Below are 24621 nucleotides of genomic sequence, written 5' to 3' on the forward strand. Positions count from 1 at the left end.
CCGCTACGCAAAGAAGAAGAGATAAAGTTAAAGCCACAATGAAAACCATTAGAACCTCCATGTGATAATTTTTACTACCGCAATCTTAGAATCAATTTTTACTTTGTCACGTGTGCATACCAAGCAAATTTACGTTGCAGAATCGTGAATTTCTCGCAGGATTAAACCACGTTAATTTAATGGTTTTTTGTGAAGCATTGTACTCTTCATGCACAATTTTAACTTTACCGTACTCGTTTTTGTAAATTTTTCAGTTAAATAGCCCTAACTGACCTTCCGTATGCTACTTTAGAAGAAAATCCTTTAAAGTGTGAAACTATGCTTACTACTCTCATCTACCGAAGCCACCTGCGAGCTGATACACCAATTCAATCCATTATTGACATGGTCAGTGAAGCAAATTCCCGAAATGAATGTGCGGGGGTAACTGGTGTTTTACTTTTCAATGGGATTCATTTCTTACAGCTTCTGGAAGGTGATGAAGCAGCTGTAATGCAAATCTATGAAAAGATTTGCCTAGATACACTTCACTTTAACATTGTAGAACTCTTATCCGATTATGCCCCCTATCGACGATTTGGCCGCTCAGGCATGGAATTAATTGATATAAGACTATTCAGTAAAGAAGAGTGTCTGGACAGGGTTCTTCAACGTGGAACAACCCAACATAAAATGCTTTACAACGACAGAGCCTTAAGGTTTTTCCGCACATTTATAGATTCTGCTGAGACAGACAGCTATTATGAACTTCCTGATAGATACAGTTGGTTTTTTTCATCCGATCAAATAAATGTATCATCGGTTGATCCCGATATTATCGAAGACATGCATGCAGTTATAGACCCTCTGGCTGCCCAGATTCATTCTTTTGTCTTGAATGCTAAATCAGATAATGACGTTATAAAAGCCAATAATTTACTTTTTGATTTGGAATCGAAGAAAGATTTGTTAAAAATTGCAGGGGGTTTCATTACCTCTTCACAACGAGTATCAATAACACTCCTGCCTTTAACCTTACTGAGGGTGCCGAATGCAATTGAGATTTTGCTCGATTACATCAGAGAAAGTAACTTACACCCAGAACAAGTTTTAGTTGAGTTTTCTGAGAGCGAAATAATCCCTGAAATTGATGAGTTCGCGCATTCCGTGCAGATTCTCAAAAGCTGCGGTTTAAGTGTTGCTATTAATGACTTTGGTGTGGGAAATGCAGGTTTATTGTTTCTTTCGAAATTTCAGCCTGAGAAGCTCAAAATACACCCTCAACTAATCCATAATATACATAAGGACGGCTCTAAGCAGGCGATACTACAAAGTTTAATACGTTGCGGCGAACTTTTAGAGATAAGGATTTGTGCAACAGGTGTCGAACAACCAGAAGAATGGATGTGGCTAGAATCCGCTGGTATATTTTGCTTCCAGGGCAATCTTTTTTCAAAATATGATAAAAATGGATATTTGAAGATCTTCTGGCCAGAATCTAATGAATTCATAGAATTTTAAAAAAAAACTTCCAGACTTATTACTTTTTCATAGGCTTAACGCAGTCATAATCGATGGGTGTCAAGCTGGAAGCGGATAAACTAATATATAGTGAAAAGTCAGCGGGCCCGGCGGGTGCAAAAGCAATGCTTCAGTACTCAGCTAAAATGCGGTAAACGGAGCAGGCTTAAATAGTTGGTCTCATTTTCGCTCACACATCCCCTTACCCTCCTACCAGCTTTCATCCAATCATATTTGGCTTTTAAAGCTCAGCTGGTATCGAGCAGTCAGCGATACTTGCGCAGCAAACGTGCCGCGCAATTTGGTTTTCCAGTAAGTCACACAAGCGCCTCGTCATTACCCGAAGCGGCTTATCACGTGAAGGTAGTTTTTACAGTCATACAAAGGCTGGAATGTCAGCTTTGTGCCAAAAGCGGACGTAGCTAACAGTACTTAGTGTTGATCAACGGGAAGCTGGTCAACTCCATTACCAACTGATCGTTGTATCTAATATTGGGGCAGGTCGGGCCGGGCTGTGCAAGCGGCCTAACAAATTTCGTTGAGAACACTTATTCCTGTTGTTAGTTATTCTCCTACCGAAATTATTCTTCCAATTTCATTAACTATCGCCTCCTTGCATTGCATGAGTTCTTTCCGATAAAAGGCTTCATGTTTATGGAAACGTGGCGCTGGAACTAATAATGAGATAGAAAAACGACCAAAAAGTGTGTCTAGCGCTACTGCTATCGTGCAGACGCCCTCAAGAGTTTCACCCAGATCTATAGCCAGCCCATTGGCACGAACATCGGCGATCAGCTCCAGAAGCTGTGGAAGAGTTTTAACTGTCATTCCGGTTAGATCTTCATAGGCATCGCCTACCAGTATGCGGACATCTTCATCCCTTTCCATAGCCAGTAACACACGACCGCCGGAAGTACTGTAGAGCGGCAAATTAAGTCCAATACGAGGTACAACACGTAATTCACGTGATGCTACAACGTAATGGACGATTGCCAGCTGGGTACCACTGGCACGTGCCAGGGTCACTGTTTCATTAATATTGGCCGAAAGCTGCTCCAGGAAGGGACGTACAAGATCCACTACATCGCTGTGCACACTGGAAATAAGTTTGAGTAGTGCTGGTCCCAGACGCAGACCACCTGCACCGCTGCTACGCACAAGTTGAGCACTGTCTAAGGCCGCGACAATACGCTGCACCGTTGAACGAGGGAGAGCAACCTCCTGCGCAATTTCCCCCAGACTCATGCCGCCTGGGTGTTTACCCAGCACATTCAAAATTGCAGCTGCACGGGCGATAACCTGAATCCCGCCGGGTTTTTCATCCTCAAAGCTTGAAGCATTAACGGCCATATAGAGCTCCTTATCGTCCGGTGACGGACAGCCTGTTATCTCAGTTCTTGTCTTAATTATCACATTGCAATGGACGCTACCACAATGTAAGATGCCACATTGTACCACAATACGGTACATTGTATCGATTTAATGCACGAGAACTTTGTATGAATGCACAGCGTTCTACCCAACCCTTGCCCCCCTTTACCTGGCGCCTTGCAATGGGGTTTGTGGGTGTACTGATTGCAGCCTTGACCTCCGGACTTAATGGTCGGGTTATAGATATAGCGCTTGCAGATGTGCGTGCCGGAATTGGCGTGACTTATGATCAAGCCAGCTGGTTCACATCTGCCTACCAGGCCGCGGAAGTAGTGGCGATGATGATCGCACCATGGTTTGCTGTGACTTTTTCGCTGCGTAAATTCGCGCTTGCTTGCGCTGGCGGTTTTATGGTTTGCGGCATACTTTTACCCTTACTGCCGAATGCGCCGTTGTTTATTCTCTTGCGAACGATACAGGGCCTGTTTAGCGGCGCACTTCCTCCCTTACTCATGACTGTGGCGCTACGTTTTCTGCCACCATCTATAAAACTTTATGGACTTGGAGCTTATGCTCTGACTGCGACTTTAGGTCCAAATGTGGCACCTTCACTGGCGGCATTCTGGACAGATGAAGTGAGCTGGATGTTCATGTTCTGGCAAGCGGTCCCCGCCATTTTGATTTCGATGATATTTATTGGCTGGGGTTTGCCGCAGGACCCGATTTATCTCGACCGATTTAAACAGATCGACCTGTTCGGTATGCTTACCGGCTGTTCTGGTATGGCGTTTTTAATAATCGCCATCACTCAGGGTGGACGTCTGGACTGGTTTGAATCGCCGTTATTTAATTGTCTGTTATCCAGCGCCATCGTGTGCCTGGCGATTTTTCTGATTAATGAATGGTTTCATCCCCTCCCTTTGTTCAAATTACAGATGCTGGAGAGAAGTAACTTTTCATATGGCCTGATGGCGCTCGCTGTAGTGTTGGTACTGTCGCTGGCTGGCTCGGCTTTGCCGTCCAATTTCTTTGGCAAAGTAGAGGGCTTTCGAACAGCGCAATTTGCGCCGCTGGCTTTGACCATTGGGCTCCCGCAGTTAATTATCACTCCACTTGTTGCCGCACTGCTTAGTCTGCGCTGGGTTGATTGTCGCTGGCTGATAGCTTTCGGGATTGCTCTGATGATTTTCGCCAGCCTGATGGGTATGCAGATAACCAGCGACTGGGCACGCCAGAATTTCTGGGCCATACAGGTTCTGCTGGCGATTGGATTACCGTCAATTATTTTACCGTTGCTTATGAGCGCAACCAGCGTTGTGGCTCCCCCGGAAGGACATTATGCCTCTGCTATGTTCAATACCGTACGGGGTTTTTCAAGCATCGCTGCTGGCGTATTAGTGGAATGGTTTATAAATAACAGAGAACAATTTCATTCTAATGTTCTGGTCAATAACGTAGCCAACCGCCCATGGTTGATATCGACACCGGTCAGTGAGCAGGCCAGCAGCAGCATCCCTTTATTACACGACGGCAGCATCAGCAACACCGAGAACATCGCGGGATTTATCACCTTATTAAAACATCAGGCAATTGTTCTGAGTCTGGGCGACAGCTATCTGCTGATGACTGGCTTTGCCGTCCTGCTGTTATTACTCACTGTCTGGTTGCCAAAACGTGTCTGGCCGCCCCAGACACGTTTTCAACCTGCCATGACTAAATAGAGGTGGTTAAATGAAATTTTCTGTATCCAGAAGGACGATTATGCTCAGCGCATTATTAATTCTGATGATGACGATGATATTTTTCGTCTGGTCGACAATGCTGAATAATGATACACGTACCAATGATGCCTATGTGAATGCGGATTACACACTGGTAGCACCAAAAGTATCGGGTTATATCAAAAATATCTATGTCGCGGATAACCAACGGGTTAAAGCAGGGCAAACACTGGCCACGCTGGATGACCGAGACTACACAATAGCGCTTGAAATGGCGCAAGCTAATTTGCAGCTTAGTCAAGCAAAACACCTGAGCAGCCTTGCACAACTGGAGCAGCAACAATCCATTATTGCTCAGACTAAAGCGACCCTTTTAGCCAGTCAGGCATCGGCGCAGTACGCCAGTCAGAACGCTGAACGTTTTAACAAACTTTATCAAAGAGGTACCGTCGCTGCGGACGATCAACAAAAAGCCCATTCAACGCAGCGTTCTGCATCCGCAGTCGTTCGTCAGAACGAAGCTGCTCTGACCTCAGCAGAAAAACAGGTAGGCGTGTTGAGGGCTGCATTACGTCAGGCGGAAGCCGATGTTGCAGTCGCGCAGGCAAAGGTCAGTCAGGCGAGGCTTAACCTTTCTTATACGCGTATTGTTGCACCAGTCGATGGGATGGTAGGCCAGCGTTCGGTGCGCCTCGGTGCCTACGTTAACGCAGGGACACGTCTGCTGGCCGTGGTTCCGCTACATCAAACTTACATCACTGCCAATTATCTTGAAACACAGCTGGCAAATGTTCAGCAGGGGCAGAAGGTCTTAATTAAAATTGATGCCATGCCTGGCAAAAAGTTTACTGGACATGTCGATAGTATCGCTCCTGCAACCGGCGCAACGTTTTCAGCCATCCAGCCAGACAATGCAACGGGTAACTTTACTAAAGTCGTCCAGCGTTTACCGGTGAAAATAGTGCTGGATGGTAATCAACCCGATGCAAAATTATTGCGCGTCGGGATGTCAGCCGTTCCTGAAATTGAGATCCGCTAATATTCCAGATACACTCAAAAAACCGCTCTATTTTTGAACGTCTGGCTTAGAAACGGTGTTCCCGTTAGCGATACGTAATATCCTGTAGGAGATATATGGCACCGACATCAGACTAAATTCCTGTTAAAAAACACATGTAGTATCACGATCATATTTAGTCGACCCTCATTTACAGGGAGTGATCGACTAAATATTTTTATCAGGCAACGATACGGCTAAACAAGAGATTATTATTCACGCCTGGCTATCAAAAAACTTAATGCTGCATAAGCGCCAGTGTTTTTTCCTTAACCCGCTCCAAAATTTTCTGCGCCTCTTCGGTTGAGCGAATATTAGTGTATCCAATGACTAACCCATAACGTTTTTGTGTCTGCGCATACCAGCTCGAGAGTGGCCGGACGTAAAGCTCGTGCTGTGTCCATAATGCAGCTAATGCGGTATCTACAATGCCACGTTGCAGAAAGGCAACAATATGCATCCCGCCATCTGTAAGCTCAAATTCAAATAACCCTGGAAAGCTCGTTTCAATTGCTTCAAGCATCATGCGACGCCGCTGCTGATAGAGTAAGCGCATCTTTTTTATATGCCGGTAGAAGTGCCCTTCGCTAAGGAATTGCGCAAGTATTTTTTGCGGCAGTAATGGTAGACCCGTTTCAAGGATTTCGCCCAGTTCACTGAAACGGGCTACCGTCTCCTGTGGTATTACCATATAGCCGATACGCATAGCTGGCATTAGCGTTTTACTAAACGTACCGGTATAAATAACCCGGTCATGCATATCGAGGCTTTTCAACGCCGGGATTACTTTTCGTGTGTAATGAAACTCTCCGTCGTAATCATCTTCGATTATCCAGCTACTGTTTTGCTGTGCCCAGGCCAGCAGCTGATGCTTACGCGGTAATGAAAGGCTAACTGCGAGCGGACTTTGATGAGTGGGTGTAACGATAGCGAAGCGTGCATCATTGTGATAGCGCTGAAGAAAATCAACATCCATGCCCTGCCGATCAACAGGTATATAGTGCAGATTGGATGCCATTCGCTTTAATAATTGCTGACCATAAAAGTAGCCAGGATCTTCAAACAGCACTTTATCGTCAGGCTGTGCAAGTACCGACAGAATTAACCGTAAGTTGGCCCGATAGCCGCTGGTAACAAAGATTTGCTCCGGTCGGCAATTCATTCCTCTTGAAATATTGAGATAACTTGAAATGGCCTCACGTAGCGGCTGAAAGCCCATTACCGGGGGCATGAGCATTTCTTCTGGACGAAGACTTCGCGCCGCTTTTCCCGATATTAGTAACCATTTTTTATGGGGAAATTCATCCAGGGCAGGGATTCCGAGCCTCAGATCACCCTTCCTTTCAGTAATCTGTGTGTTAAGTGAACAAGACGATACAGCGTTGTCTGCGCTGACCGTTGAAGTTAGCCTGAGCTCCGGATTTATATAGGTCCCCTTTGCCCCCAGACTCACGAAATAGCCTTCTCCAATAAGAATTTCATACGCGGTTTCTACCGTTTTTCGCGCTACCTGCAACTCGCTTGCTAGCGAACGAATCGAGGGAACGCGCGCTCCCGGTTTCAGAAGACCGTCCTGAATCTGCTGACGATAGCGGGCATAAATCTCTTTGTACCCCATTAAATGCACCTTTAGATGTCCTATCAATTAAGTGCAATAATGGCCCTTTTTAACCAGACATACAAGATTAAGATATGGCTATTAACTAAGCCACTCATTATGAGGCGTCATGAAGATTGAACATTACGACACCGCTACTGACCTTGCCCGTTGCTTTGCGCTGATGCGGGAACTACGCAGCAAACTGACGAATGAGAAACAATTTATCGCCCAGGTACAGCGCCAGCAGGCGCAAGGTTATCGGCTTGCAGGACTGGAGCAGGATGGCAAACCAATAGCGCTGGCCGGTTATCGACTGCTCGAAAATTTTATTCACGGGCAATTCTGTTACGTCGACGATCTGGTAACAGTGAGCGAGGCTCGCGGTCAGGGGATGGGTGCAACGCTGTTGAATCACTTAGCGGTAATCGCACGTGAATACGGTTGTGGTCAGATGGTCCTTGATACCGCCATTAGTAATTCAGGAGCCCAGACATTTTATCAGCGTGTCGGATACACCGCCCTCGGCCTGCACTTTTATCGCGATCTCACCTGAGGAAAAAAATGATGAAACTGCTTCACATTAAAGTCAGTCCGGATTTATCAGGATCGGCATCCCGCGCGGCGTCTGAACGCCTTGTAGAAAAATTACGCGCGCATCATGCCGAGCTTGAAGAATCAGTTCTGGACCTGGCTCAACGGCCGCTACCACATCTTGATGCATTTACCATTGCTGGTTTTTTTACCCCACCAGACCTACGTAGTGAAGCTCAGCTCACCGCTATTAAGACTTCGGAACAACTGGTAGATCAGCTTTTTGATTGCGACACATTGGTTATCTCATCACCGATGTGGAACCTCGGCCTGCCTTCCGTGCTGAAGGCCTGGTTCGATCATATAACCCGCGCCGGACGAACTTTCGCCTTTACGCCAGAGGGCAAAAAAATAGGGCTAGTCAGCGGCAAAAAAGTGTATTGCGTTGTCGCCAGCGGCAGCGTATTTGCCCACGGTCCATTTGTAGCAGATGACCAGTTCACGCCCTACATTCGCGTAGCGCTTGAATATATTGGCATTACCGACGTGCAATTTATTCGGGTAGACGGCACGCATGACCCCGTAACTCGTACTACAGCATTACCCCATGCACTGCAAACCATTGATCGTTTATTTTAAAAAGAGGATTACAATATGTCGTCACGTGTGAATCATTTCAAAACCATCCCGGCACTGGCTAAAACACTTGCCGATGCTTCTATGGCATTAGGAAAAATCTCGCTGGATAAAAAACTTAAGCACTTAATTGATATCCGTGCCTCACAGCTAAATCATTGTGCATTTTGTCTGGATATGCATGTTAAAGAAGCAAAAATGCATGGAGAGCGTGAACTGCGTCTTTATCACGTTGCAATCTGGCGGGAATCGCCATTGTTCAGCGCCAAAGAGAAAGCTGCTCTGGCACTGACTGAAGCTTTGACCCGCATTGGTAATAATGGTGTAAGCGAAGCGCTTTACAACGAATTGCGCGAACATTTCTCTGAAGTGGAAGTATCAGAGTTAACATTCACCGTTGCTGTAATTAATGCCTGGAACCGTCTGCAGATTTTATCGCAGATGGCACCAGGCTCGATGGATAGCGCTTACGGTCTGGATCGTGCTGAATTACATTAATAAATGTCCGCCAACAACACTTCTTGTTGGCGGCTTTATTTTTTAATTATAAGCTTACATATAATGTAATAACCGCACACGAATAGTATTCATAGTGTATTTTCAACCTAATATTATACATGCTTAAAAGAATATTAAGATCGATTATATTCATCGCTAGCTGTTAAAAAAGTAAAAACCGCCTTTCGGCGGTTTTTACTTTTGGGGAAATGAGTAACCAATCGCGAGAAGAAAATGAATGGTAATTTATGCCTTGGCCAGCGGCTTCATTCGAAAGCTGACGCCCATACGATTAAGTGCATTCATTGTTGCAATAACGATGGTCAAATCGACCAAATCTTTTTCACCAAATACTGAAAGCGCTGCAGAATACGCTTCATCCGAAGCATGTGTCTCACTTACTCTGGTAACTTCTTCAGCCCATGCCAGCGCCGCTTGCTCCAGATCCGAGAATAAATATGTAGCCTCCTCCCATACGGGAATCAGAACTATTTTCTCTACCGACATGCCACACTTCATAAGATCGCGGGTGTGAATATCAATACAATGCGCGCAGCCATTAATCTGAGATACTCTTAAAAAAACCAAATGTATTAACTCTTCCGGGAGATTTGTTCCTGTTGTGGCGAAATGATGCAGCGTTCCCAGTGCTTTTGAGCCTTCTGCAGATACCTGGAACCAATTTGGACGTTTCATTTGTTTTCCTTTAGAAAGTGTTACTTGATTGATTTATCTACGGAAATATGCCTCACCTTCTTCAGAAGGATTACTGATGGATACTTCAGTGTTAAGTCATCATAATCAAAATTGACATATAAAAAAGACACAAAGAAGAGGAAAATGCGTAGGACATGTTAGAAATGGAATGCCATGAAACTAATATGGGTTTAACTTTGATTCAACAATGATGATTGTTTGAATGGCCAATTTTAGTCTTTATGCAGAAATGGCACCTGAGGATGTGACTTGGTGAAGGCCTTCATCATTATGGTAAAAAAGGTGCAGGATACATTGTCGGATCACTCTTTCTTCTGGCTGAACTGCCGATTACCAGCAGGCTAAAGCCTGGCTATCCCAAACGACAATCGACGTTCCCAGGGAAGAAATGTTTAATTCATATGTAATGAAATTCGTTCTGTACGCACACCTCTCGCTCATAGCGGACCATTTCTTTCCTATGCCCTTCCTTCAGCCTTCATCCGCTCATATTTGGCTTTGAGACGCTCTGCAGGTGTCGGTCCCTTCGACGATACTGGTGCTGCCAACGCTCTACGAACTGGCGGAATCGGCTTCCCGGCCAGCACCCGCTTTTCCCACACATCCAGAATGTCACTGGCTTCACGCTCGAGTTCTTTAAGACTCAACTGACCATTTGTTCCACGGCGCCGCAGTTCAAGGCAAATGTGGTAATAAACCGCCTTTGGCCACGGATATAGCTCGCTGCTCGGGTACCGATAAACCAGCTTCCTCCACTTCCAGTATTCAGCCATGACGTCAGCAGTGGTGATCCCCAGCACGCAGCGCCCTTCCCTGCACCACTTGATGAACTGGCCTGGCGAAGGCAGAAATGGACGCTCCTGTCGGCGTACCATGCGCATGCCGGCTTCGACCTGCGCCATGGTTGTGATCCCGTTTTCTTTAAAGGCCAGCACCCATTGCCGGCGGATCTCGTTCACGTCTTCCTGGCTGCGATTAACCAGGCTTGCCGGGAACGCGGCCACCAGCTGTACGAACAGCCCGTTGATAATCTGAGCCACCTGCTGCGTTTGTTCGCGTTCGGTGTACTGCTCAGGCATGTTGTGCGCTACCCGGCAAGCCTGTTCCCGGTCAAAATCGCGAATGCTCTCTGCGAGGTTTTTCATTCCAGCACCCCGTCAATCCAGTCGGTGTTATGCAGGTCAATGCCGCCCCGGGATGGCTTTGCCGTTCCGGTTGCACGCAGCCGCTTCGTAGTGAGCTGATCCCATTGCTTGCGCAGACTTGAAGGGCTCAGGATGTTGTCTTTCCAGAACTCATCCCGGTTGGCCCACTGGAAGAGGTCACAGATTTCGTAGTGAGTACGCTTGTCCTGGGCACGCATCAGCCTTATGGTGTTTGCCCATTCAGCCCAGTTGGGTTCGGATAGCGATGCGTTGACGGTGAGAAGCCTGTCGTAAATCCAGCGTGCGGCCTTGAGGTCGTCAGCGGATCCCCATGATTTACCTGCAGGGGTGTATATCCCGGCGGCTGCTTCTGGATGGCGTGAGAGAAACTTTTGAGTTTTCTGGTTTCGGGATTCGTCAGAATTCCGAGACGAGGATATTTTAATATTGTTCTTGTTATAGTCTTGGGTGTCTACCGTTTCCGGGAAGGTTTTTCCCGTTTTCGGTAACACTTTTCCCGATTTCGGGAAGACTTTTCCCGTTTTCGGCTTGTCTAAAATCCAGGCAGAAAGGTCAGTATTTATACCGACCGTTTTCATCACTCCCTGCTTCTGACTGAAGATAATTTTGCGTTCTGCGAGTGATTTAAGCGCATCCGAAACGTGGGAATCACTCAGCCCTGTAAGCTCGGCGATCACCGTGTTCGTAACGCGGTCCTGTTTCTTGTTCCAGCCGTAGGTAAGCCAGATCACCGCCTCAAAACACTGCCACTCCCGGCCTGACATTCTCAGACGAGGCTTGAGTTGTTGTATCTCGTTAGCGACCTTGGTATACCCGTTCGACAGGTCGGCCATACGACCTCCCGCTTGTTCAGTTCTGTGGGGGAAATTGATAATTTCAGCTGTGTTTGACATACTTAGCTCCGCAATTACACTCCGTTTTTGCACCTGAAAGTCGGTTCTGTTCGCGCAGACCGGCTTTCGCCTTTTCTGAAGAACTCATATTGCCCCCAACATGGTTGTGACCATCGCCAGCAGCGGCGCTGTGAGATCCGGATCGACACGGAACATTTCGAAAATCCCCTCTCCTAACTCCTTTAGCTTTTCCTTCTTCGGTGCATCAACCATCAGAGCTTGCTTCGCCTCACTCACCTCTTTTTCCAACCTGGCCATCCGGTAGGCAAACGAGTCGTTCTTTACGACACGGTCGCGGTACCGAATCGGTAATACAGACATGATCGCTGGCAACAGCTGTTCGACGTTCTTTCGGTACGATGCGGAGTCTTCTTTGTTATCCAGCCAGCGGAATAGCTTCACGTTCCAGACGTCGGCCTGGCCTGAGAAGTCCACGCCATTAAGCTGAAGTTCTTCCGCCGCTTCTTGGATTTGAAGCGCAACAGCTACACGCCCTTCTGCCGCTGCCCACGCCCGGACTGCAGAACAAATATCTCGATGTTCAATATCCTGCGCTGCCGATTCGCTTTGATGACACGGGAATATCAGTGGAGTAGAGGAAGCTCTGCTACTCTGTTGAAATGAAACAGTTTGCATTGTTAAGGCTCCTGGTTAGGTAAACCGTCTGTGGGATTCGGGTAAAGATCAGGGCGCAACTCGTGTGGAGTCACGCCGGTAACCCCATAAATTGGCAGCACTCGCTCAGCCGGGATCCCCTTGCGGCGCCAAAGCGAAACAGCCATTTTTGAAACGCCGATCAGAGTACCAAGCGCACTGGCCGAGCCAGATCGAAAAATTGCAAGTTCAATTCCAGTCATAGGACCTCCTTAAGTGCAAAAGAGTAAAGCACTAATTTACCAATCAGTCAATAAACACCTGCCTATCAAGTGGTAAAGCTATTGTTTACAATCCATATATGAATAGAAAAGAACCTAACCAGAGCCTAATTTCTAGGCTGACTGAATTGAATAACAAAGGCTTCTCAAAAACAGAGATGGCCAGAGTAGCTAATGTCAGCAAACAAGCGGTGACCGGATGGTTTCGAACCGGCAAGATGAGTAAAGAATCGGCACTTGCTTTAGCTGATGCAGCTGGAGTGTCGGTCCCTTGGCTCCTTGGTGAGGAAGTTGGCGAGAAAGACGGACTTAAGGCAGACGAACAGCGCCTGCTTGAGCTCTATCGCCAGCTGCCCGAGGAAGAGCAGAAGAACATGCTCCGCGTCTTCTCAATTCGCCTGAAGGAGCTAGATGAACTGTATGCGAAGTACATGAGTCGAAGGATCAAGAGCGATAACGGAGTAAATTAATCAATCCCTTAATTCCGATCTCTTCCATGAGATGTAAGGAAGTAATACTATGGATGCAAAAATATCTTTTCTTTTCCCATATACGACAGTTGGGATAAATCAGCACAATTTTTCCCCTGTACTAACTTTTGAATGCGACGTTTTACCTGTCAAAGCGGTACTGCAAATTGCTTTTTACTTTATCTGCCTGAAAAACAAAGAAAACTACAGATTAAGATTTGACATACTTCGAGATGGAACTTCTGTAATCGACGATAGCTGGGATAGAGACAAAATATTTATGTCAGAAGATCCATCTTCTGAACCCGATAAAGTAGCAGTTGGACTGAATATTGATCTTCCATCAGTACCATTTGACATGGAAGGAATTTATCAGATTAGTGCTGAGCTTTTTTACCCTCAAGATAGTAAAACACCCATTCACCAAAATGATGCCTTTTTTAAGGTAACAAAGAAGGCTGGGTAAAAGTACATGCCGGAAAAAGTTACAATACTGAGACCTGGAAAAGAGACCATGCGGTTGCCTGCTGGACGCTATAACGAAAATAATGCATCATTCGAGCATGATGGCGGTAATGGCGGAGGTGGAAACATGCTTGAGGCTAGAGTTGCAAAACTCGAAGCAGATGTCGAAAACATCAAAGTGAATCTTTCTGAAGCACGAATGGATATTCGTGAGCTTACTAAGAGCTCAGCCTCTATTAAAACTGATATATCTACAGTATTACAAAAACTAAAAGATATAGACGAAAAGCTTTCAACTAAAGCAAGCAAAGATTTCGTTGATTCTAAAGCCGGCGATATCAAGGTTTGGATGTTAGGCTTACTTTTACTTTCTATAGCAATGCCAATAATAATGTTCTTGCTCAACCTTTATCTCAAAAAGCCGTAACCAATTACCCAGCCACCGCGCTGGGTTTTCTTTGCCTTCTTCCAACAGCCCAACCACCAAGCCCCTGCCCTGAACTCACAGATCCCGACCTTAGCGTCGGGATTTTTTTTGCCCTCAATAGCTCATTTTCGTACTCCACATACCTCAGGTAAAGCATTACTGTACTTTTGTGTATTCAAATGCTTGACCTGTGGGTAAAGTGGTGATTTACTAGAATAACCAAGACGCACTACGAACCACCAAGGCAGGACGCCCACGAAGTAGCCGCCGACGGCATATGAAGAGTCGGATGAGGTGGAGAGATTAACGCGCATCAGGTGTAAACGTTCCGCTGGCCGGCGATAAGGCAAACGAGGGTGAGAATGATTGATTTCGCACGCAAACCAGGACGGCAACAGGCCGTGAAACTGAACCTCTTCGAGGTGATTCTTCGCCGCCTGTGCTACCTGTTGGCGCAAAAGGGGAATCCAGATGTGTAGCTCAACGAAATGCGGGTACTGCGGCAAGCCGGTTGAACCGGAGAAAGTAGTTAAAAGTACCCTTCTCTATCGAAACGGTGCCCAGCTGGCGCGCAAAGAAAAAGAATACTGCTCTGAACGTTGTGCTTCGTACGACCAGATGGCCCACGAGGCATAACGTTAAAGCCGCGCAAGGCGGCCCGTACGTCCGGTGCTCCCGACCAAAGTTACACCGGAAAACTACTTAAAAAACCAAAGTTCACCCAATGGGCGCTATCTCTGGCCCGGGGATCTTACATCCAAAAAAGAGGATCTCACATGGAATTTTTCTATGTAGTTAAGGCTACGCAGAAATCCGGCAAAGAAGACGCAGTGATTTGGTTCACTGCGAAATCAGAAGCTCGTGCAAACCTACAGCTCGACGTTGAGCTTGAAGATGCTGGTATTGAAACCGGCCGCGGTAAGGATTACGCAAAACCAGTTCGCACCGATTTTCCGGTTTATAACGATCTGCCGAAAGAAAGCACCGTGGATTACACCTGGTGCAAACGCTACGAACTCCAGGACGATGGACGCACTTGGCTACCAAAGGCTGGTGCTGAGTCTACTGGCGCCGTGGACAACACTGCCGCACCGGAACCGACAGTAAATGTCGAAACTACCGTCGAGAGTGTTAAGCTTGAAAACCGTACTCCAGCAGTCCGTTTTGCCTTCCACCTGACCAGCGACAAATATCAGACGCATATCAGTAAAGAGCAGCAACTGGTTGCCAGCGAAATGTCACTGGATGAAGGCAACATCTATCTCCAGAATCTGCTACTGGCAAAGAACGACACCCCTGAAGTTGCCGAACTCAGCCTGAACGCTGAGTGGAAACTGGTACAGGCGATTAAGCAGGTATTCGCGCCAGATGAAGAGCACGAAATAAAGCTACTTGCTGCTTTCATGGCCGACTGGTTGAGAGTAGATGCAGGCGACTGTAATGAGGTAGTGAGAGAGTGGAGGAACGGAAAGCTTACTCTGCTCAAATCAGAAAGAACCAGCGACGCCGATGTTACAACCGATCAGGTTCCAGAACCTGAAAACGGTATTCAGATTGACGAGAATGATGACGAAACCACACGTTATCCGGTCGTTCGTATGCCATTTCGCAAGCAGCTACTCGCTCAGTTCACCGCCGACGAACTGCGCCACCACTTGACCCGCGAAGAATACGAAGGTATCAGCGCGCTGGAAATGGACACAGACAACAGCTATGTCCAGAACCTGCTGCTGGCGGCAGAAAACTGCGAAGAGGTGAAGGGTTACGATACCAAAGACCTGTGGCGCTACACCGACGCCATTCGCAAAGTGTTCAGCCAGGAGAAGCGTCACGAACTCGCTTTGGTTCTCCGATTCACCAGAATCTGGGCGGCGACTGATTACATTGACCGCGGCATTCTCGTTCGCGAATGGGCAGCCGGTAACCGCATTAGTAATGTTCAGCGCACCGATTCTGGTACCAATGCCGACGGCGGCTATGTAACGGATCGCGGCGAAGGCGCGCATCACACTCTGGACACTCTCGATCTTGAGATCGCATGCGCCCTACTGCCTATGGACTTCCACCACTTCGAAATTCCTTCGAGCGTGTTACGACATGCCAAAGAAATCGTGGCGAAGAAAGAAGAACCATGGAAATCCTGGAGCGCCATCCTGCGTAATCAGCCCGGCATACTGGCGGTTAACCGTGCGGCAATCTTCAACTTGATCCGCATCGCGCCAGATAACATCCACCACACGCCAGCGGCTCATCTTGAGTTTGTGAATAAAACCATGACGGCTGAATTTAACTCTGCTGTGAAATTACTGCCGTTGCCTACTCCTGTAGTTGAGACTGAAGCCCCAGCTGAACAACCGCAGGTTGAAAATCTCGGCAGCGGCGTGTTCTCCATCGATGGCCTGATGGGGGGAAATACCGAACCGGTCGTCAATACCTCCTCAAATGAAGTCGAAAACACGAAATACACAGCGGAGACCACCAGCGATGTGCAGATGGAAACGGCTAAGCCAGAGAAAGACGAAGATGTTGATTCGGTACAACCAGGCGAAGGCGCTTATGCAGCTAATACGCAGACAGATTCCATAGCGCCGGAAGAGCAACAGTCAGAGCCAGTAATCGAATACCCGGCCTACTTCGAACCTGGCCGCTACGAAGGTCTGCCGAATGATGTTTATCACGCAGCAAACGGCATCAGCTCAACTCAGGTGAAAGATGCCCGCGTCAGCCTGATGTACTTCAATGCGCGCCATGTAGCTAAAACTATCCCTCACATAGCATCAAAAGTGCTGGACATGGGAAACCTGGTGCATGCCCTTGCATTGCAGCCGGAAAACCTCGAAGCAGAGTTCAGCTTAGAACCGGGGATCCCGGAGGATGCTTTCACCACCACCGCAACCCTGCGCGAGTTCATCGACGCGTACAACGCCAGCCTGCCGGCGCTGCTGAGTGCTGACGAGATTAAAGCGTTGCTTGAACAACATAACGCATCCCTTCCCGCTCCAGTGCCGCTTGGTGCGAGCCTGGAAGAAACGGCTCAAAGCTATATGGCTCTCCCAGCTGACTACCAGCGTATTGAAGAAGGCCATAAACAGACAGCAACGGCAATGAAGGCATGCATTAAAGAGTACAACGCCACCCTGCCCGTGCCGGTTAAAACCAACGGCAGCCGTGATGCGCTACTCGAGCAATTAGCGATCATCAATCCTGATTTGGTCGCACAGGAAGCGCAGAAACCGACGCCGCTGAAAGTGTCCGGCACTAAAGCAGACATGATCCAGGCAGTTAAGTCGGTTAAGCCCGATGCCATATTCGCCGACGAACTGCTGGATGCCTGGCGCGACAACCCTGGCGAAAAGATTCTGGTTACCCGCCAGCAACTGGCCACAGCGCGGGCAATTCAATCTGCACTCCTGGCGCACCCGACCGCCGGCATGCTGCTGACACATCCAAGCCGCGCCGTTGAAGTGAGTTACTTCGGCTTTGACGACGAAACAGGTTTAGAAGTGCGTGTACGCCCTGACCTTGAGATTGAACTGGACGGCGTGCGCATCGGTGCTGACCTGAAAACCATCAGCATGTGGAATGTGAAGCAAGAAAGTCTGCGCGCCAGGCTACACCGGGAAATCATTGACCGGGACTACCACCTCAGCGCAGCTATGTATTGCGAGACCGCGGGGCTGGACCAGTTCTTTTGGATATTCGTCAACAAAGACGAGAACTACCACTGGATCGCCATCATTGAGGCATCCACCGAACTGCTGGAACTGGGCATGCTCGAGTACCGCAAAACGATGCGTGCCATAGCAACCGGATTCGACACGGGCGAATGGCCAGCGCCGATCACTACCGATTACACCGATGAACTGAACGACTTCGACCTGCGCCGCCTCGAAGCGCTGCGCGCTCAGGCTTAAGGGGGATTTATGCATAACACAAACGTTTCCGTTGCTGACCAGAACACCGTTATTAATTCCAACGTGGCTTTGTTCGATTCCCAGTATCTGAACGCCATCAGCACGTTCGCGCAGATCATGGCGCAAGGCACCGCGACTGTTCCTAAACACTTACAGGGTAATCAGGCCGACTGCATGGCGGTAGCAATGCAAGCGGCACAGTGGCAGATGAATCCCTTTGCCGTGGCGCAGAAGACGCACCTGATTAACGGTGTGCTCGGGTATGAAGCTCAACTGGTTAATGCCGTCATTTCACGCAGCGGCGTGCTTGCCAGTCGTTTTGATTATGAGTGGTACGGTCCATGGGAAAAGGTTGTAGGAAAATTCCACATCCGTAAAGGCGATAAAGGCGAGTACCGCGTCCCGGGCTGGACCCTGGCTGACGAAGCCGGGATCGGCATCATTATCCGCGCAACTCTGAAAGGTGAAGATCAGCCGAGAGAACTTGATTTACTGCTGGCTCAGGCCCGAACCCGAAACTCTACCCTGTGGGCTGACGACCCACGCCAGCAGTTGGCATATTTGGCTGTCAAACGCTGGGCGAGACTGTTCTGCCCGGATGTGATTCTGGGTGTTTATACCCCGGATGAACTGGATGATCGCCGTGAAGAACGAGAGGTAAACCCAGCACCGGCGCAGCACGTAAGCCTTGCAGACATTTCAGGTGACAACGTCACTATGACTCAAACGGCTCAGGAATCAGCTCAAAATATCGATGCACTTGCTGATGATTTCCGTGACCGGATCGAGGCGGCTCAGGATGTGGATAGCGCTAAAGCTCTGCGCGCAGATATTGAAACCGTGAAAGTAACGCTGGGTTCTGCCCTGTTCACTGAACTGAAGAACAAAGCTGTGAAGCGTTATTACCTGGTTGATGCTCGTAACAAGGTGGAAGCGGCAATCAACTCCCTACCATCTCCAGATGAACCCGGTGCGGCAGAACGCTTTGGCGAAGCTGAACGCGTGTTGGCATCTGTGAAACGCCATTTAGGAGAGGAACTACACGATCAGTTCAGCATCACCCTGGCGGATATGAAACCGGAATACGTGGACTAACGAGATCGGGAGGAGAAACCCTCCCTCAAGGAGAAGAAATGCGACTGATTAATCGAGGCAGTAAGCAATCCCCTTTAGCTCGCCAGGCATGTGAAATCGCGCTCGCAGCCCACCAGCAAAGATATGGTGACTATGGGCGCAGCAAGATGAAAGAGACCTATACGGTGAGAGTGGAAGGCGTGAAGGTCTGGGTCGAGGTAGTGAACTGCAAGGCAAGCTACGTGGCCACAGCAATGACCGGCATGCGCCGACTGCGTTCCCTGCCCGGCCAGGCAAACTGAAACTGAAATATCAACGACTGAAGACCGGCATATCTATACTCATGCCGGTTACCTGAGGTGAACCATGTCGCAGGTAATTTTTAACGAAGAATGGGTTGTTGGCGCCAGGCTCACAGAAAAAACAGGCCTGACCCAACGACAGATTGAGAAGTATCGCCAGGGCTGCTGGGTAGAAGGTGTCCATTTTAAACGGATATCGCCTTCTGGGGAAAAAACCTTGCGTGGCACAACCTGGTATAACTATCCGAGAATTAATCAGTTAATAAGGGATGCGTAAGATGGCAGCTTTGCCTACAGGTGTCGAAATCAGAAACAATAAGATTTGTATCTGGTTTATGTACCGGGGAAAGCGTTGCCGCGAAATTCTCAAAGGTTGGATTAACACCCCGGCGAACATCAAAAAAGCCGGGAATCTTCGGGCTGTGATCGTTAGTGAGATCAACCTTGGAGAGTTTGATTACCATCAGCGCTTTCCTTCATCGTCCAGAGCAAAAAAAACCGTAACCACTGTTTCAGTTCAAACCTTTTCAGAGCTGTGTGAGCTGTGGACGAGCATTAAAGAAACCGAAATTAGCGCGAATACCATGCGTAAGACTCGCTCACAACTCGGTACGTTAATGCACATCATTAACGGAGATACGCCTGTTTCAACTATACGCCACAGCGACATTCTGAAATACAGAAAGGAGCTGTTGAACGGTGAGACACTTTACCTGGCAAATCCCAGAAGTAACAAACAGGGACGCACTGTGCGTACCGTGAACAACTATATATCGCTTCTGTGCTCCCTTCTTCGGTTTGCACACAAGTCTGGCTTTATCAGTGGCAAACCCTTTGAAGGGATCAAGAAACTACACAAAGGGAAATTAAAACCGGATCCTTTAACGAAGCAGGAGTTTAGTTTGCTTGCGGCATCCGAGCGTGGCCAAAGCCTCAATATGTGGACGTTCGCAGTTTATACTGGTGTCCGTCATGGAGAGCTTGCAGCTCTTGCCTGGGAAGATATCGACTGGGAAAAAGGTACGGCTCATATACAGCGCAACCTTAATGCGCTAGGAATGTTCGTCCCACCAAAAACCGATGCAGGTGATCGCGTTATCACGCTTTTAGAGCCAGCACTAGAGGCCTTGAAGGCACAGCGTAAGCTGACTTCGTTACAGCCCAAAACCGAGATTGTGTTTCATCACCGAGAGTATGGTGCGATGGAATATCAGAACCTGCGGTTTGTTTTCATGCCCAGGATGCGCAAGGGCATACAGAAGGCCTACTACTCTTTATCGAGTATCGGCTCCAGATTTAACGCAGCTGTAAAACGTGCTGGTATTCGCCGCCGGAATCCGTACCATACGCGGCATACTTTTGCCTGCTGGCTTTTATCTGCCGGCGCTAATCCGTCTTTCATAGCCAGCCAGATGGGGCATGAAAACGCGCAAATGGTTTATGAAGTCTACGGTGCGTGGATTGAAGAAATGAATGGCGAACAGGTGCTGATGCTTAACGACAAGCTCGCACGCTGAAGAATTTTTGCCCCTATTATGCCCCTATTGGCTCCGAAGGTAGTAATAAATGCAAGAAAATCAATCAAATACAAAGAAAGAGCAATACAACCTGAATAAACTGCAAAAGCGACTGCGCCGTAACGTGGGCGAAGCCATTGCAGACTTCAACATGATTGAAGAAGGCGATCGCATCATGGTCTGCCTGTCGGGCGGTAAAGACAGTTACACCATGCTGGAGATCCTGCGTAATCTACAGCAAAGCGCACCGGTGAACTTTTCCCTGGTCGCGGTTAACCTCGATCAGAAACAACCTGGCTTCCCGGAGCATATCCTGCCGGAGTACCTTGAGAACCTGGGCGTTGAGTACAAAATCGTAGAAGAGAATACCTACGGCATTGTTAAAGAGAAGATCCCAGAGGGCAAAACGACCTGCTCGCTCTGCTCACGTTTGCGTCGCGGCATTCTGTACCGGACCGCAACCGAACTGGGTGCCACCAAGATTGCGCTTGGCCATCACCGGGACGACATTCTGCAAACGCTGTTTCTGAATATGTTCTACGGCGGCAAAATGAAGGGAATGCCACCGAAGCTGATGAGCGACGACGGCAAACACATCGTGATCCGCCCACTTGCCTACTGCCGCGAGAAAGACATTGAGCGTTTCTCTCAGGCCAAAGCCTTCCCTATCATTCCGTGCAATCTGTGCGGCTCACAGCCGAACCTGCAACGTCAGGTCATTGGCGACATGCTGCGTGACTGGGATAAACGCTATCCGGGCCGCATCGAAACCATGTTCAGCGCCATGCAGAACGTGGTGCCTTCGCACCTCGCCGACGTTGAACTGTTCGATTTCAAAGGGATTAACCACGGTTCAGAGGTGGTGAATGGCGGGGATCTGGCGTTTGATCGCGAAGAGATCCCGATGCAGCCTGCTGGCTGGCAGCCAAAGGAAGAGGATGCGCAATTCGATGAACTGCGCCTGAACGTGGTAGAAGTCAAGTAACCTGGCAGCGTCTCAGATATCGTTTCTGAGACGCGTTTTAAGCTTACTTCAGCAGTCGAACGCGGCAGGTTTTCCCTTTAATCTTCCCGCCCTGCAACTGTTTCCAGGCCTTATGCGCAACCGACTGGCGAACCGCTACGTAGACATGCGCAGGGTGGACCGTGATCTTGCCAATATCTGCCCCGTCGAGACCGATATCCCCTGTTAACGCCCCCAGAACGTCACCGGGACGCATTTTGGCCTTTTTACCGCCGTCGATGCACAGGGTGGCCATTTCCGCCGCCAGCGGAGCGATGCTGATATTACCTGGGGTATTCACCCAGTTGAGTTTCAGTTGCAGCATTTCCGAAAGAATATTAGCGCGCTGCGCCTCTTCAGGTGCGCAGAAGCTGATGGCGAGACCACTGTTACCCGCACGCGCAGTACGCCCGATGCGGTGGACATGCACTTCCGGATCCCATGCCAGTTCGAAATTCACCACCAGCTCAAGCGATTTAATATCCAGGCCACGGGCCGCCACATCCGTTGCAACCAGCACGCGAGCGCTGCCGTTAGCAAAACGCACCAGCGTCTGATCGCGATCGCGCTGTTCCAGATCACCATGCAGCGATAATGCGCTCTGCCCGGCATCATTCAGGGCATCGCACACCGCCTGACAGTCTTTTTTGGTATTACAGAACACCACGCAGGACGCTGGCTGGTGTTGGCTCAGCAATTTTTGTAGCAGTGGAATTTTGCCCTGCTGCGATGTCTCGAAGAACTGCTGCTCAATCGCCGGCAACGCATCGACAGTATCGATTTCAATGGTCAGCGGGTTCTTCTGCACGCGCCCGCTGATCGCCGCAATCGCCTCAGGCCAGGTGGCAGAAAAGAGCAGCGTCTGACGCGTGGCTGGCGCAAAGCGGATCACTTCGTCAATCGCATCGCTGAAGCCCATATCCAGCATGCGGTCAGCTTCATCCATCACCAGCGTTTGCAGTGCATCGAGTGAAACGGTGCCTTTTTGCAGGTGATCGAGCAGACGGCCCGGCGTTGCCACAATGATATGCGGCGCGTGCTGAAGGGAATCGCGCTGCGCACCAAACGGTTGCCCGCCGCAGAGCGTTAAAATTTTAGTGTTAGGCAAAAAACGCGCCAGACGACGCAGCTCACCCGCGACCTGGTCGGCCAGCTCGCGCGTCGGGCAGAGTATCAGGGACTGAGTCTGAAACAGGGTTGCATCAATGTGTTGTAACAGGCCTAGCCCGAATGCAGCCGTTTTTCCACTGCCGGTTTTCGCCTGCACGCGCACGTCACGGCCTTCAAGGATAGCCGGCAGCGCGGCGGCCTGGACAGGGGTCATAGTGAGGTAGCCCAACTCATTCAGGTTAGTCAGTTGGGCTTCAGGCAGAACGTTCAGCGTGGAAAAAGCGGTCACAATATACTCTCGTGGTAATGATTGCAGTCAGATGGCGCGTATCCTCGCAGATCTGCGCTAACGATGCGACAATTTAATCGGCTCTTCATCCGGTGGTGGATCCGGCATCGGCTGCGGACGTGGGACAGGGTCAGGTATCGGCGTCGGATCGGTGGGCACCGGATCGGACTGCCAGGTGTTCAGGCGTTGCAGGGCAAGTAGCATACTCATCTTTTCCTCCAGATTAGGGTGCTGACCCCTAAAGGGTAGACGCAGATAAACAGGAGGCAAAAAAAAGCCGACTATGAAGTCGGCGTCGTACGAATCAATTGTGCTATGCAGTAATTCAAAAAAAGGAAGTAAGACAATATGGAGCGCAACGCCCATCGCTTGACGTTGCATTCACCTGCGGTAGTAATATTGCACCTAACATGGTCGGAGTTTATTGACTTCGCTCAATTAAAATGTCGTTTTGAAGCCGACTCTGCCACAGAAAAGCGTAAATTTACAGCCATTTACTACGATGCAACCACCACGCAACACCGCCAATCAAAACCACTAACATGACGCAAAATGTCGTGAAGCCATAGTGATATTCACCGCCGGGGATCCCTCCGAGGTTTACGCCAAACAACCCCGTCAGGAAGGTACTCGGTAAAAAGACCATCGCCATCAGCGACATGGTGTACGTTCTCCTGGCTAACGACTCCTGCATTACCTGGGCTATCTCATCCGCCATGACTGCCGTTCTGGCAATACATGAGTCAATCTCGTCCAGACCACGTCCGAGCCGGTCAGCGATATCCTGCATTCTGCGGCGCTGATCGTCGTTCATCCAGCTCATGCGTTCGCTGGCCAGTCGCGCATAAACGTCGCGCTGGGGGGTCATATAGCGGCGCATCACGATGAGCTGTTTACGCAGCAACGCCAGAAAACCACGTGGGGGGATTTGCTGATCGAGCAAGTTATCTTCCAGATCGATGATTTTATCGTGAAGTTCTTCTATAAATTCGCTGGCATGATCGGTCAACGCATCACACACATCCACCAGCCAGCTGCCGCAATCCGTTGGTCCCGTGCCCTCTTTCAGATCGTTAATGACGTCATCCAGCGCCAGCACTTTTCGCTGGCGGGTGGAAACAATCATCCGTTCATCCATATAAACACGCATGGCCACCAGCTGATCCGGACGCTCATCCGTACTGCCGTTTATACAACGCAGCGTAATTAACGTCCCCTCACCCATCCGGCTGACGCGGGGTCTGAGACTTTCTCCCGCCAGCGCATCCCGAACGTTGTTGGGCAATAGCGGCGTGGACGCGAGCCACTCGGCGCTGTCCGGGTGCGTGTAGTTGAGGTGCAGCCAGCATGGATGTTCGTTGTCGATGTGATCCTGATCTTCAAGCGGCCTTGCGCCGCCACGTCCATCAAACACCCATGCAAAAACTGCGTCAGGTACGTTAACCTCAGACCCTTTGATGCTCTCCACAGCGCCTCCACCGTTTT

The 24621-nt window shown here is 49.0% G+C and carries 26 protein-coding genes and 1 pseudogene; 17 read left to right on the top strand and 10 right to left on the bottom strand.

Going from position 1 to position 24621, the window contains the following annotated elements; translation table 11 throughout:
- Positions 1-318 precede the first annotated feature (318 nt).
- Positions 319-1500 carry a diguanylate phosphodiesterase gene (locus L384_RS04370; RefSeq protein ID WP_023324739.1) on the top strand — a complete coding sequence of 394 codons (1182 nt, stop codon included), beginning with the start codon at positions 319-321 and terminating at the stop codon, positions 1498-1500.
- Between the two features lie 564 nt (positions 1501-2064).
- Here the strand turns inward: L384_RS04370 and L384_RS04365 are convergent.
- Positions 2065-2850, bottom strand: a complete 786-nt coding sequence (locus L384_RS04365) for an IclR family transcriptional regulator (protein WP_023324740.1) — start codon at positions 2848-2850, stop codon at positions 2065-2067.
- Between the two features lie 149 nt (positions 2851-2999).
- On the opposite strand from L384_RS04365, the gene L384_RS04360 reads away from it, so the two are divergent.
- Together L384_RS04360 and L384_RS04355 are read left to right on the top strand one after the other, a co-directional pair.
- Entirely contained in the window at positions 3000-4592 is a 1593-nt protein-coding gene (locus L384_RS04360) for an MFS transporter (RefSeq protein ID WP_023324741.1), read from the top strand.
- A 10-nt stretch (positions 4593-4602) separates the two neighbouring features.
- A complete protein-coding gene (locus L384_RS04355) occupies positions 4603-5631 on the top strand; it encodes an HlyD family secretion protein (RefSeq protein ID WP_032628271.1) in 1029 nt (342 codons plus the stop codon).
- Positions 5632-5887: 256 nt separating this feature from the next.
- Here L384_RS04355 and L384_RS04350 read toward each other — a convergent pair whose 3' ends face one another.
- Positions 5888-7267 (bottom strand): MocR-like pyridoxine biosynthesis transcription factor PdxR, encoded by a 1380-nt coding sequence (locus L384_RS04350; protein WP_023324743.1) that lies wholly within the window; start codon positions 7265-7267, stop codon positions 5888-5890.
- A 109-nt stretch (positions 7268-7376) separates the two neighbouring features.
- On the opposite strand from L384_RS04350, the gene L384_RS04345 reads away from it, so the two are divergent.
- From L384_RS04345 to L384_RS04335, 3 genes are read left to right on the top strand one after another with little or no spacing between them, the layout of a single operon-like run.
- Positions 7377-7802 (top strand): GNAT family N-acetyltransferase, encoded by a 426-nt coding sequence (locus L384_RS04345; protein ID WP_023324744.1) that lies wholly within the window; start codon positions 7377-7379, stop codon positions 7800-7802.
- A gap of 8 nt (positions 7803-7810) precedes the next feature.
- Positions 7811-8419, top strand: coding sequence for an FMN-dependent NADH-azoreductase (locus L384_RS04340; protein WP_224222677.1), 609 nt, complete (start codon positions 7811-7813; stop codon positions 8417-8419).
- A 15-nt stretch (positions 8420-8434) separates the two neighbouring features.
- A complete protein-coding gene (locus tag L384_RS04335) occupies positions 8435-8914 on the top strand; it encodes a carboxymuconolactone decarboxylase family protein (RefSeq protein ID WP_023324746.1) in 480 nt (159 codons plus the stop codon).
- A 246-nt stretch (positions 8915-9160) separates the two neighbouring features.
- On the opposite strand, the gene L384_RS04330 is transcribed toward L384_RS04335, so the two are convergent.
- The 5 genes from L384_RS04330 to L384_RS04310 all read right to left on the bottom strand — a co-directional run bounded on the left by L384_RS04330 (position 9161) and on the right by L384_RS04310 (position 12547).
- Positions 9161-9610 carry a carboxymuconolactone decarboxylase family protein gene (locus L384_RS04330; RefSeq protein ID WP_005131814.1) on the bottom strand — a complete coding sequence of 150 codons (450 nt, stop codon included), beginning with the start codon at positions 9608-9610 and terminating at the stop codon, positions 9161-9163.
- A 479-nt stretch (positions 9611-10089) separates the two neighbouring features.
- Positions 10090-10776 carry a replication protein P gene (locus L384_RS04325; RefSeq protein WP_023324747.1) on the bottom strand — a complete coding sequence of 229 codons (687 nt, stop codon included), beginning with the start codon at positions 10774-10776 and terminating at the stop codon, positions 10090-10092.
- Entirely contained in the window at positions 10773-11690 is a 918-nt protein-coding gene (locus L384_RS04320) for a replication protein (protein ID WP_032628274.1), read from the bottom strand. Before L384_RS04320 ends, L384_RS04325 begins: the two co-directional genes overlap by 4 nt.
- Positions 11691-11774: 84 nt before the next feature.
- Positions 11775-12326: a toxin YdaT family protein gene (locus tag L384_RS04315; protein WP_023324749.1), complete on the bottom strand. Its 552-nt coding sequence runs from the start codon at positions 12324-12326 to the stop codon at positions 11775-11777.
- A gap of 2 nt (positions 12327-12328) precedes the next feature.
- Positions 12329-12547, bottom strand: coding sequence for a transcriptional regulator (locus L384_RS04310; RefSeq protein WP_014832188.1), 219 nt, complete (start codon positions 12545-12547; stop codon positions 12329-12331).
- 98 nt (positions 12548-12645) lie between these two features.
- Here L384_RS04310 and L384_RS04305 point away from each other — a divergent pair, with 98 nt between their 5' ends.
- The 11 genes and pseudogenes from L384_RS04305 (at position 12646) to ttcA (ending at position 21719) form a co-directional block, all read left to right on the top strand.
- Complete coding sequence (locus L384_RS04305; RefSeq protein ID WP_023324750.1) at positions 12646-13035, top strand: helix-turn-helix domain-containing protein; 390 nt, start codon at positions 12646-12648, stop codon at positions 13033-13035.
- 49 nt (positions 13036-13084) lie between these two features.
- On the top strand, positions 13085-13501 hold the full coding sequence (locus L384_RS0121290) for a hypothetical protein (RefSeq protein ID WP_032628277.1): 417 nt from the start codon (positions 13085-13087) through the stop codon (positions 13499-13501).
- Positions 13502-13507: 6 nt separating this feature from the next.
- A complete protein-coding gene (locus L384_RS0121295) occupies positions 13508-13927 on the top strand; it encodes a hypothetical protein (RefSeq protein WP_234784026.1) in 420 nt (139 codons plus the stop codon).
- A gap of 323 nt (positions 13928-14250) precedes the next feature.
- Positions 14251-14406 (top strand): annotated as a pseudogene (locus L384_RS22830) (hypothetical protein); the annotation flags it as partial.
- Positions 14399-14563, top strand: coding sequence for a YdaE family protein (locus L384_RS22835; protein ID WP_032628279.1), 165 nt, complete (start codon positions 14399-14401; stop codon positions 14561-14563). The pseudogene L384_RS22830 and the gene L384_RS22835, both read left to right, overlap by 8 nt.
- Positions 14564-14703: 140 nt before the next feature.
- Positions 14704-17841 carry a RecE family exodeoxyribonuclease gene (locus L384_RS04300; RefSeq protein ID WP_023324752.1) on the top strand — a complete coding sequence of 1046 codons (3138 nt, stop codon included), beginning with the start codon at positions 14704-14706 and terminating at the stop codon, positions 17839-17841.
- Positions 17842-17850: 9 nt separating this feature from the next.
- Entirely contained in the window at positions 17851-18936 is a 1086-nt protein-coding gene (locus L384_RS04295) for a RecT family recombinase (RefSeq protein ID WP_022651303.1), read from the top strand.
- A 38-nt stretch (positions 18937-18974) separates the two neighbouring features.
- Positions 18975-19217: a DUF4060 family protein gene (locus tag L384_RS04290; RefSeq protein WP_020882485.1), complete on the top strand. Its 243-nt coding sequence runs from the start codon at positions 18975-18977 to the stop codon at positions 19215-19217.
- 64 nt (positions 19218-19281) lie between these two features.
- The gene (gene xisR, locus L384_RS22125; protein WP_022651304.1) at positions 19282-19494 is read left to right on the top strand and encodes an excisionase family protein; all 213 of its coding nucleotides are present in this window, start codon (positions 19282-19284) and stop codon (positions 19492-19494) included.
- Position 19495: 1 nt separating this feature from the next.
- Positions 19496-20734, top strand: a complete 1239-nt coding sequence (locus tag L384_RS04285) for a site-specific integrase (RefSeq protein ID WP_023324753.1) — start codon at positions 19496-19498, stop codon at positions 20732-20734.
- A gap of 49 nt (positions 20735-20783) precedes the next feature.
- Complete coding sequence (gene ttcA / locus L384_RS04280; RefSeq protein ID WP_023324754.1) at positions 20784-21719, top strand: tRNA 2-thiocytidine(32) synthetase TtcA; 936 nt, start codon at positions 20784-20786, stop codon at positions 21717-21719.
- A gap of 43 nt (positions 21720-21762) precedes the next feature.
- Here the strand turns inward: ttcA and dbpA are convergent, their stop codons facing one another.
- From dbpA to zntB, 3 genes are all read right to left on the bottom strand, one after another.
- Positions 21763-23136 (bottom strand): ATP-dependent RNA helicase DbpA, encoded by a 1374-nt coding sequence (gene dbpA / locus L384_RS04275; RefSeq protein ID WP_023324755.1) that lies wholly within the window; start codon positions 23134-23136, stop codon positions 21763-21765.
- 57 nt (positions 23137-23193) lie between these two features.
- Positions 23194-23340, bottom strand: coding sequence for a proline-rich small protein YnaL (locus L384_RS22540; protein WP_275427718.1), 147 nt, complete (start codon positions 23338-23340; stop codon positions 23194-23196).
- 280 nt (positions 23341-23620) lie between these two features.
- On the bottom strand, positions 23621-24604 hold the full coding sequence (zntB, locus tag L384_RS04270) for a zinc transporter ZntB (protein ID WP_023324756.1): 984 nt from the start codon (positions 24602-24604) through the stop codon (positions 23621-23623).
- Positions 24605-24621 lie beyond the last annotated feature (17 nt).

This window comes from Enterobacter sp. MGH 38, assembly GCF_000492855.1.
Lineage (GTDB): Bacteria > Pseudomonadota > Gammaproteobacteria > Enterobacterales > Enterobacteriaceae > Enterobacter > Enterobacter hormaechei_C.